The 10,341-nt window shown below is 42.4% G+C and carries 12 protein-coding genes; 2 read left to right on the plus strand and 10 right to left on the minus strand.

Going from position 1 to position 10,341, the window contains the following annotated elements; all coding sequences use genetic code 11:
• The first annotated feature begins 243 nt into the window (after nucleotides 1-243).
• Entirely contained in the window at nucleotides 244-990 is a 747-nt protein-coding gene (locus tag PSE6802_RS0115850) for a peptidylprolyl isomerase (protein ID WP_019501031.1), read from the plus strand.
• Nucleotides 991-1,006: 16 nt separating this feature from the next.
• Here PSE6802_RS0115850 and PSE6802_RS34275 read toward each other — a convergent pair whose 3' ends face one another.
• The 10 genes from PSE6802_RS34275 to PSE6802_RS29225 all read right to left on the minus strand — a co-directional run bounded on the left by PSE6802_RS34275 (nucleotide 1,007) and on the right by PSE6802_RS29225 (nucleotide 8,518).
• The gene (locus tag PSE6802_RS34275; protein WP_019501032.1) at nucleotides 1,007-1,165 is read right to left on the minus strand and encodes a hypothetical protein; all 159 of its coding nucleotides are present in this window, start codon (nucleotides 1,163-1,165) and stop codon (nucleotides 1,007-1,009) included.
• 43 nt (nucleotides 1,166-1,208) lie between these two features.
• On the minus strand, nucleotides 1,209-2,444 hold the full coding sequence (locus tag PSE6802_RS0115860; protein WP_019501033.1) for a nif11-class peptide radical SAM maturase 3: 1,236 nt from the start codon (nucleotides 2,442-2,444) through the stop codon (nucleotides 1,209-1,211).
• A gap of 110 nt (nucleotides 2,445-2,554) precedes the next feature.
• Complete coding sequence (locus PSE6802_RS0115865) at nucleotides 2,555-2,926, minus strand: hypothetical protein (protein ID WP_019501034.1); 372 nt, start codon at nucleotides 2,924-2,926, stop codon at nucleotides 2,555-2,557.
• Nucleotides 2,927-3,296: 370 nt separating this feature from the next.
• Nucleotides 3,297-4,079, minus strand: coding sequence for a peptidylprolyl isomerase (locus PSE6802_RS0115870; RefSeq protein ID WP_019501035.1), 783 nt, complete (start codon nucleotides 4,077-4,079; stop codon nucleotides 3,297-3,299).
• Between the two features lie 46 nt (nucleotides 4,080-4,125).
• Nucleotides 4,126-5,157 (minus strand): aldo/keto reductase, encoded by a 1,032-nt coding sequence (locus PSE6802_RS0115875; protein ID WP_019501036.1) that lies wholly within the window; start codon nucleotides 5,155-5,157, stop codon nucleotides 4,126-4,128.
• Between the two features lie 4 nt (nucleotides 5,158-5,161).
• Complete coding sequence (locus tag PSE6802_RS0115880; protein ID WP_019501037.1) at nucleotides 5,162-6,280, minus strand: T3SS effector HopA1 family protein; 1,119 nt, start codon at nucleotides 6,278-6,280, stop codon at nucleotides 5,162-5,164.
• Nucleotides 6,281-6,332: 52 nt separating this feature from the next.
• Nucleotides 6,333-7,520: an aminoglycoside phosphotransferase family protein gene (locus tag PSE6802_RS0115885; protein ID WP_026103333.1), complete on the minus strand. Its 1,188-nt coding sequence runs from the start codon at nucleotides 7,518-7,520 to the stop codon at nucleotides 6,333-6,335.
• Nucleotides 7,521-7,575: 55 nt separating this feature from the next.
• Nucleotides 7,576-7,830 carry a hypothetical protein gene (locus PSE6802_RS0115890; RefSeq protein WP_019501039.1) on the minus strand — a complete coding sequence of 85 codons (255 nt, stop codon included), beginning with the start codon at nucleotides 7,828-7,830 and terminating at the stop codon, nucleotides 7,576-7,578.
• Nucleotides 7,831-8,021: 191 nt separating this feature from the next.
• A complete protein-coding gene (locus tag PSE6802_RS0115895; RefSeq protein WP_019501040.1) occupies nucleotides 8,022-8,234 on the minus strand; it encodes a hypothetical protein in 213 nt (70 codons plus the stop codon).
• 68 nt (nucleotides 8,235-8,302) lie between these two features.
• The gene (locus PSE6802_RS29225) at nucleotides 8,303-8,518 is read right to left on the minus strand and encodes a hypothetical protein (protein ID WP_019501041.1); all 216 of its coding nucleotides are present in this window, start codon (nucleotides 8,516-8,518) and stop codon (nucleotides 8,303-8,305) included.
• A gap of 1,019 nt (nucleotides 8,519-9,537) precedes the next feature.
• Here PSE6802_RS29225 and mddA point away from each other — a divergent pair.
• On the plus strand, nucleotides 9,538-10,287 hold the full coding sequence (gene mddA / locus PSE6802_RS0115905; RefSeq protein WP_019501042.1) for a methanethiol S-methyltransferase: 750 nt from the start codon (nucleotides 9,538-9,540) through the stop codon (nucleotides 10,285-10,287).
• Nucleotides 10,288-10,341: the final 54 nt, after the last annotated feature.

Below are 10,341 nucleotides of genomic sequence, written 5' to 3' on the forward strand. Positions count from 1 at the left end.
TTTATCTATATGTGATTTAAAAAACATGAATATTTATTTTCAACCATAGAGAATAAAAATGAAATATAGCCATAGCCAGATCTGTTAGGACAGGGGGGTGTGGGGGCTGCGCCCCCACGCAGGGGTGGAACCCCTGCACCCCGTCCTAAGCCTGTTGGCTATAGCTATATATGGAAATTTTTGGAACTCGCACAAATTCTAATTTAACTTTTTACTACAACTCGTTATATCGAAAATACTAGTATGTCAAAACCTCTTAGCATTTCCAGTCTTGATATTCTCAATCAAGTCAAATTATCTTGCCAAATCCCAATAATTGTTGAAGGTATCGTTGGCCGCAAGATTCTGCGATATACTGCGGCGGAAGCAGGTATTACTGTTGAACCAGAAGAACTTCAGCAAGCTGCTGATAGCATCAGATTAGTCAACAATCTGCGACGTACTGAAGATACCTGGCAGTGGTTGCAGAAATATGGTTTAACTCTTGATGAGTTTGAAGAAATAGTTTATGGAAACGTGATTTCATCGAAACTAGCACAGCATCTCTTTGAGAAAAAAATTGAGCAATTTTTCATTGAGCACCAGCTTGATTATGCTCAGGTTGTGATGTATGAAATAGTCCTTGATGATGAAGACCTTGCGATCGAACTCTTTTATGCACTCAAAGAAGATGAAATTAGTTTCCATGCTGCTGCACATCAATACATTCAAGATAAGGAATTGCGGCGCTCTTGTGGGTATCGAGGAATCCTAAATCGCAAAGATTTAAAACCTGAGATTTCTGCGGCGGTCTTTGCTGCAAACCCTCCTCAAATCCTTAAGCCGATTTTAACTTCGCTAGGGACACACTTAATTTTAGTTGAGGAAATTATTCAGCCACAATTAGATCCTCCACTTCGCCTCAAAATTCTCTCTGACATGTTTACGGAGTGGCTAAAATATGAAATCAGTCAATTTGATATTGAAATCGATTTTGAAACAAAGCATTGATACACCAGTCAACCTTCTAATTTAGGATAAATGCTTTTTCCACGCGCTCCAATGCCTGCTTGGCCTGAAAGACTAATAGCAAGTATTGCAATTGGTTAGGCCAAGGGTCACGGGGAAGTAAGGTGAGATCTGATGTCGATCGCTCGGCGGGTTCCAGTGGTATAAAGGAAGCCATAGTTTTATGCCTATGTATGATTTAACATAATTGGAATAGGATGTCAGGAATTAGTCATTACTTCTTCTTGATGCCAATTTGTTGGCCACTGAATGCGATCGCTACTAAAAGCAAGCGGATCGTCCGAATTGAGTTCTGTTGATGTTGGTTCTGCAACCATCTCAAACATACCGTTATCAAAGGGCAATCCAGGAGCCTTAGTTTTCAAAACAACTCTTTCGCGAATTCCCCGACTGGCTTGGGTTAGTGCCCGGTGATGACAGTAGGGATTATTGCCCCGGCGATCGAAGAAAACATGGGAAGTCCAGGTGCATCCACCACGGCAAAGCTTTGCAAATTCACAGGTTTCACAAAACCCCCAAAGACGATCTGTATCTGCACCAATATTAAACCTGAGTTCGGCGGAATTCTCTACAATTTCGCGTAGCGTGCGATCGCGCACGTTACCACCTGTGTAAGCATTTGTAGGCAGCGACGGACATCCCTTAATTGCACCATCCGCTTCGATCCCTAAAGTTGAAAGACCTGCAGCGCATCCTTGCCAAAATCCCCAGGCATCACCGCGACCGCGCAACAACCTCTCATAGGGGCCGTAGTAGCCAATGTTATTTCCAGGCTGAAGTGAAAGGCCATCATTTTTAGCTTTTTTAGCTATTTCGGCCAGCATGGGATAGAGATCTAAAAGTTCATAGGGTTGAAGCAACATCGCAGAATTATCCACGGCATTTCCCATCGGAACAGTGAGTTGAATTTGCCACGCCTTTGCACCCGCCTCAAGAATTTTCTCATAAACGAGTGGTAATTCTGGCGCAGAATAGCGATTGATTTGAGTATTACAGCCAAAGAATAGCCCTACTTCGCGAAAATGTCCCATTGTGCGAAAGCAGGATGCCCAAGAACCTACTCGACCTCGCAGGCGATCGTGAGTACCTTCTAGCCCATCTACTGAGATGGAAACTGCGGAAATTCCTGCATCTTTCATGCGTCGAGCCATGTCTAGGGAAATCCCAAATCCTCCGGTAGTCATACTACAAACCATTCCGGCTTGCGAAATAACCTGAGCAATCTCCAACCAGTCAGGACGCATAAAGGCTTCACCACCAATAATCGTCACCTCTGTAATGCCAATATCAGACATTTGTCGGACAAGATCTAGGGCTTCGGATGTAGTCAACTCTGCATTGCGTGCATGTCCAGCCCTTGAGCCACAATGCTGGCAAGCCAGATTGCAATTTAAAGTAATTTCCCAGACCGCATAGCTTTTTCTACTATAAGACATTTAAATCGTCCCACTTTACTTCTGAATAGAAATAACCATGATGAGAAAAGCCTATGCTGAATACAACAAAATAAGAAATTTGAGGTGTCCAGCATGGGCGATCGCTAACCCTATTTATCAAGCATGTCGTCAATAACGACACCGTAAAGGGGCTGAGGATCGATCGGACGAATTGGTCTAATTGGCCAGGGCCACCAGATTACTCCATACATTGGTTGAATAATTGGAGCCTTTCCGATATAACCACCAAAAACACCCGCAAGTTCTTCTTCGCTAACATCTGTAAACTCACCTTTTTGTCGAGCGCTCATCAATTCGATCGCACCAGTTTCAAAGGATTCAGTAGTAAATGCGTAACCTCGATCGGCCAAAAATCCAGTTCGTTTAGATCTTTCTGTCCGCTCAAGAGCAGAGCGAAATTCTCGATCTTTAATCAATCGCACGATAAATTCTTTGAGCTTGTTGAACGTATTTTCTGACATAAATTCCTCGCAATTATAGATTTTAGAGGGTTAATAGATATTGTCATCGATCGCTTGGGAAACATTTACACAGAGAGCATCTCATGCGAAATGTCCTCTCGAATGTGGCATCCAAGCATTTGTGCTAATAACTGGAAATTCAAATTCAATCGCAATCTCTTTCATAATGTATCTTTTGAATTAATGAACTGTCAAGGCAGACTATAGCGTTTTTCAATTGAGAACGGGTTTTATTGACGGGGTGAAGGGGTGGAACACGGCAGTGGCTCTAGCGGGGAACCCCCAAGACCGCCCTGCCTCGCCTTCTTGGGGGCAACACCCCCAAACCCCCTTCTCGTTTTCATCTGAAACCCGCTATACGCAATAGGGCTTAAGGATTTACTTGAGGATTAGGACCGCTAATATTCTTCAGCCAAGTCATAAAAAGAGAATCTAAAACTTCATCTCTGATTGAGTCGCTAAGTTCAGCAGGATACCACTTCTCAATCCTCAAAATGTGATAACCTAGTTTGGTTTGGATGGGGCCAGCAATCTCCCCTTCTTTTAACTCGGCAATGGCCTGCTTAATTTCCGGCATTATCTCAGCCATGAAGTTAATTCCTGCAAATCCGCCGTTTTGCTTGGAATGTTTTCCCCTTGAATGCTCAATTGCCATAGCACAGAAGGAGGCATTTTCGTTTTGTATTGCCTGAACGATTTGCAAAGCATTTGTGAGATCGACTACCAAAATCTGAGATAGGGCAACTCTTTTATAGTCATTGCGGTTGTTTAGATAATGAGAGTCAACGCTATCGCCGAATAGATGCTCTTTTAGTTTCTTTGTTAGGAGAGTTATTCTGATGCCTTGAGTCCAATCTTCTACTGTAATTCGTTGTTGTTGAAGCCAACTCAAAGTTTCAGCAGTACTGAACAGTTTGTGCTCTTGGCGAAATGCATCTCCAGCCTGTTGTAATTCTTCATCAGAAGCTGTGATGCTTAGCTGGTTGCAGATATTTGAAATTAAAATATCTCGCTCGGCTAGAGCGGAAAATTCTGCTATTTTATGAGAATAGTTTAGATAAGCAATGACTTCTGCATGTGAGGCTGGAGCAATTTCCAATAACGTTGGTTTTTGTGCAAAATCCAGATTGTTTCTTTCTAAAGTTTCTGTCATGTCTGCGATTTCCTTGAAAATTTAATCAATTTGTTGACACAATTGCTTAGCAGCGATGAAGCAATTTTTCAGGTGGAATCTCCGAAATAGCTAATTTTTTGCGATGTAAATCGCCATATATATTGAGGTATTCTATTTCCTCTTTAGTGAGCTTACCTTGTCTAACTCCTGCGATCGCGGCATCAACTTCCTCGTGTGTCCTCAAGCCAGTCAAGCAAACATCTACGCAGTTTTGAGCGAGCGAGTAGCGATATAAATCGGGTACTGTTGGTTGCCAGCAACTTTTTGGCAACTCAGGGGGGGCATCCCAGAGAGGCCCTGAGTGCGATCCGGTAGACTTAAAAGTTACAATTCCTGGCCGGCTCGGATCGTGCGGGTTCATCCGATTGAATACCTGACTCTGGACAGTGCGATGCGCGGCATTATGTCTAACCATTACTACATCTAGTAGGTCGCTCTGAGACCACTGTTGAGCCAGATCGACATCGTGGAAAGATGCTCCTATATGGCGAACAGCACCCATTTTCTTCAGGCGTTCGGAGGTGCCAAACACTTTTTCAATCGCGCGTTGATATACTGAATTAGCGCCTTTCACATCTGGCACAATCTGCAAACAATCCTGTAAAAGCGAGCCATCATTGGAACCAATCCAACCCCAAAATAATACGTCTATATAATCAATCCCTAATTCGGAAAATTGATCGAATAAAGCTGTGAGAGCCATTTCTGGACTCTTAATATAGGTCACAGTTGCTAAAACTACTTGCTCGCGCACAGATGAACCACGACCACATAATTGGCGCAGTGCCTCAGTCATTGAACTATAAATGTGGTGGTGCAAATCGCTGGAGTAAAAAAAGTAATTAATTCCCAGATCGAATGCATATAGGGTATCCTCACTAGAAATCCCGCCGCCACCACCTAAACCAAGACAGCTAGCTGTTAAATCAGTTCGTCCTAGCTTGCGATAGAAAGGTAAATCTGTCTCAGTCGATTGCGTAACTTTACTATCAACCTCGCTTTTTGAGGTCTCTGATGTTGAGGTCTTCGATAGAGGAGCAAGGTCAACTAATTTCATAATTCTAACAATTCTCTAACGGCTCATAAATATCTTCAGAGTTAGCATTGAGATATGCCCGTTCCCAGTCAATTCCCAACAAGGAAAAGTGACGTTGAATATATTCCATACGGCTATTCGCCGATTCATCACCTCTTTGCCGAGCTTCTAGCAAACCATTGACAATTATTTGACAGCGATTTATGCCAAAACTTTCTACAGCGGAAAACTTGCTGTCAGGTTCTTCGGCCAATGCCAGCCCAGGTGCAATGGTTTTGGTAAACATGGGTACTTCTAAGCCAAAGTGCGATCGCTGCTCTGCATAAACTTTATGAAGCACTTGCCGAACTTCTTCATATTTGCTCCGTTCAAAGTAAAAAACGCCTGAGTCATAGCGAGTGTAGTCAGAAGGGTTGTAAAGCACTTTAAACGTGAAGGGAATCCTGGTTTCATTCATCTGCTGTGTCAGGCTCCCCATCACGGCGATCGCCCCGTCGGGACTGAGATTAAAGTAAACTCTTACTATATTAGTTTGAGGAGATAAACCTGAATTACCGACCGCCACGTAAAACCCATTTTGCACTAGATTTCGGGGCATCCTGATTGCCACAAACTCCCCTACTAAAGGAGACTGTTCTGGATCTTTTAGATGGCGATCGCGATCGATATGTAAAGTTAAACCACCCTTTGTGACAACAAGACAATCCTTACTTTCTTGGCGCACTACTGACCAATCTGGGTCGAAATAACCTTCTCCACTGTTACTTTTGTGCAGGCGCTCGTAAAAATCTAGATCGACACCTAGGAATAAATTATTTTCGAGATTTTGGTGAAGTAAACGGTCAGTTACATCTATATCCAATGCAAGAGAAGCCTTCATGGAACCGTTGTAATAGATGCCATATAGAAAACTTTGCAGTTGCAAACTCATATACTTGTTTTGTAGATCCAAAGGTAGTTGCTGAAACCGTGCGATCGCCTCAGTTGGAAGTTCTAGGGGTTTATAGTTTGGATGACAAATACAGAAGTTCGACTGAATTTGGACGTTATCGGCAATATCTTGAAGAGAAGTCAACACTCGATCTGAGTCTGAAGCCGAAGCTGAAGTTGACCGTTGACCTTGAAGGAAATCTAGTACTTGCATTATAGATTTGGGTACGACTAAATTTATTAAATTAGTGACTTAAACCAGTGACTTAAACCAGGTAATAGTCGATCTGCGTGAGTTCAGATTCTGTTACTCCAAAAACAGTTTCAATAGATTGTTGGGGGCGACTTAACAAACTTTTGGCAACTTGAAGCATACAAATACCCGTATTTCCAAAGGATTTTTGATACTGGAGCATTGCCTGGATTTGCTGAATTAAGCCAAACCCGGCAAACTGAATAACTCGAATCAAAAAGTCAGGGCGCTGCTCTGAAATTTCTGGAAAGCTATTCAAATAGCCTCTTGCTAAAGCTGCAATAGAAGGTTGAAGTAAATCGAGCGGGATCATTGCTAGGCGCAAAGATTCGTCGATACTGATGGATTTACTAATCACCAAACTACCTATCCAGATTTGCAAGTAGCTAGCAATGAGAGTGCCTAAATCAAATGCGGGGTCGCCCCAGTTACTGCGTTCCCAGTCAATTAGTCGAATGCAACTGTGATTTGATTGCTCTGGTTCTGCTTTGTTTAGAATACCTTCCCAATTGTTATGCAACAGGATGTTATTCAGCTTGAGGTCATTATGAGTTAGACAGCAGGGATGGCAATTAGCGGCCAGATCGGATAGTGCTTGCCCAAGGCTATCGTAGCGCTGATATAGTGTAATGAACTTAATCCCATCTGAGGGAATTAAACCAAAGATTTCAGGCTCAATCCGTTCTAGACCAAGATTAAGTATAGGATTAAGAGCTGTTTTACGATCTTCAGATTCTTTGCAAAAGAATTCCTGGTATTCCTGACAGTCTAAGGTAGTGCGATGAATTTTAGCAAGGCTAGCGCCGATCTCAGTGGCGATCGCAGTTGGGAAGAAATTTTCCTTTGTATAGAAATCTGCTAAATCTAGGTATTCACTAAGGTAATTGAAAACAATAATTGAAGCATTAGCATCGAAATGTAATACTTCTGACAGCAGTGGGTGGAGATGGCTGACTTCAGAAAATTGATTTACAAAATCATGAACTCGCCATTCATTAGAAAATTCACCAGCAGTTTTCCCTTCTTGGTTATGACGCTCTTGTTTAATGAGAATTTTACGTCCATCTGACCAACTCAGTAGCAAATTGAAGTTCTTAGCAGCTTTTAGCTCAACCTGACTCCGATCTTCTGTCTCTTGACTACAGAGACCCTGTTCGAGCAAGTAATTGAACGCATTTTGAGAGCTTAACATAAAAGTCATGGCTAGTTAAGTTTATGAATATTTTTCGCTGCTAAAACCTTGAAGTTGTGAATCTTTAAGTTCTGACGAAATCCTTAACTACTTGATAAATAGACAAGCTAATGAATGCTAGAAAAAACATCCAAGTGAAAATTACTTCGGGTTGTAGGAGGCGAGTCATACTATCTATACCCACCTTCTCAATCAGAAGAATAGTTATACCAAAACATACCCAAACTCCAGCTACCACATAATTTGTAGCAATTGCGAACGAAACCCCAAGTGCTATAGCTGCGATCGCAATTGGACGCAGAGAATTAATTTCGATCATTTTATATACCTTAGTAACTATTTTCTACTGACGAAAACTTCGGGAAATAGTTCGCTTTGCTGTTCTAAAGCGCTCTGGCAAGCAGAAGTGATAAAAATTATTTACCACTTCCACTATACCAAAGTTAAACCCTTGCAAGAGATGTTTTAAAATCGCTTAAGCTTTGTAATTGGTTGCGAGCATTGAGATGCTTACCAGAACTTGTTGTAGATTTCAGCGCTGATTTTGCCGATGTTATAGCTGAGGACAAAAGCGCTGCCAACAGCCAGGGTATAAACCACAGGACTAAATCTACCTGTGGTAATGTCGAGTTCTTCTGAGGTGAGTTCGTTTAAAAAACTTTCTTCATCAGAAAAAAGATTCGAACCTGTTACCTTGAGATCTTGGATATTAATAGTTGCCATGATTTACCTTTGAGTTAGTAATGATTGTTGCGAGCGTATTGACGTAACTGCTTGGTGACATTGAAGGTCTATTTCACGTTTGTCCAAAATCCGATTGAGAGACCAGCAGCACTGGCTCCAACGAACCACCAAGAGTTAATTGCGACAGTGTATACTACAATAGGTGAAAGTCCACCATTTACTCCGCCAAGTTCACTTTCCGTTAGGACATCCATGAAGCTTTCTGAATCAGAGAAGAGAGCAGAACCAACTGGACGCAATTCAGTAATTGCAATAGTAGCCATTTTTCGATTTCTCCAAAAGAGTTTGACAGGAATGGACAAACTATCGTTCGCACCACTCCCCTTTCATATTTGTTTATTTAACTGAATAACTCAAGTGGATGAGTATTTTTTTTTATTCATAACTACAGTAGTTATGTTTTTGGAGAGTATTTGAGTTTTTTGCAAACATCCACAATAGTAGGTAGCTAAGTAAAAGGTTTATGGAAAAGCTAGTTTTTTTGAAGAGTGCTTGTCAAATCGAGCTTTATAGATGGTGAAAATTTATACTTTATTGCACAAGCTTTTTAACATAACTGCAGTTGTTATGTTTTTTCGTAATTACTCAAGACATTTTTTTTCGATTTATGGCGGTTTTCAGATCGGAAAGAGCAGGGTGTTTGGCGGCATTGCCCCCAAGAAGGTGAGGCAGGGCGGTCTTGGAGATTCCCCGCTAGAGCCACTGCCGTGTGAAACGCCTTCACCCCGTCAATAAAACCCATTCTCAATTGAAAAACGCTATGGCTCCGCTACAAAAATCGCAACCAACGCGAGCGAGATAGTAAGACATAACAGCCTTTATCCTTTGTGATTAATTGGCATGTTAAGTGCGATCGCGATCGCATGTACTACAAATAACTATCGACTATCTTAGAGCTAAGTCGCAGTCAGACATATTATTTTATGTAGCGATCCTATTTGGATTGTGAAGCAAATTCCCTACGGGAATTTGCTTCACAAAGCCCCAAAAGTCACAAGTGATTTAGGATTGCTATAGCAGTTTCCGTTTCGGAACAAATAGGGAAGATGGGGGTGATGACTCCAAGAGGAGGTTCTATTACTTCACTCATGTTACGTAGAATCTGAACTACCCCTCATCCCCCAACCCCTTCTCCCACATGGGGAGAAGGGGAGTAAGTCAAGTTTTTCCTTGTCCCCTCTCCCGTTCTGGGAGAGGGCTAGGGTGAGGGCTTCAAGCTTATCCACGTAACATGAGTTACTTCAGCTATAGCAAATCCTTACGGAATTTGGAGAAACCGAATATGGTCAGAATCATTGCCTTTATTTATGGTGTAGTTGCATACTCAATCTTCTTAGTAACTTTTGTGTACGCGATCGGCTTTGTTGGTAACTTAGGAGTTCCCAAGAGCATGGATTCAGGTGCTGAAGGATCGATTGTCCAGGCTTTACTTATCAACGCCATCCTGCTTGGAATTTTTGCGATCCAACATAGCCTGATGGCGCGACCAGCATTCAAAAAGGTGTGGACGCAAGTTGTGCCAGAGCCGACCGAACGCAGTACTTATGTATTGGCTTCGAGTTTAGCGCTGTTTTTGGTCTTCTGGCAATGGCAACCGATGGGTGGCATCATCTGGGAAGTAGATAATCCATGGGGTCGTCTATTTCTGGAAGCCATATGTGGGATGGGATGGCTGATTGTGTTAGGCAGCACATTTCTCATCAACCACTTCGACTTATTTGGCTTGAGGCAGGTCTACCGTTATTTACGGGGCAGAGCCTACACTCCTATCCAGTTCAATACGCCTGGGCTTTATCAATATGTGCGTCACCCACTCTATCTGGGCTGGCTGTTGGCCTTCTGGGCAACACCGAAGATGACGGTAGCTCATCTAGTCTTTGCCGTGCTGACGACAGCCTACATCCTTATAGCTATTCGATTTGAGGAGAGGGATCTAATCGATGTCCACGGAGAAGCCTATGAGAACTATCGGATGTGCGTACCTGCGATCGTACCACTGCTAAAAAAGAAGGTTCCGTTGCCAAAAGAATGATGGCGATATTTTACAACTGTGGATATTTGCTCTCAACCTATCGATCTATCTGAA

This window comes from Pseudanabaena sp. PCC 6802 (assembly GCF_000332175.1).
Classification (GTDB): domain Bacteria; phylum Cyanobacteriota; class Cyanobacteriia; order Pseudanabaenales; family Pseudanabaenaceae; genus PCC-6802.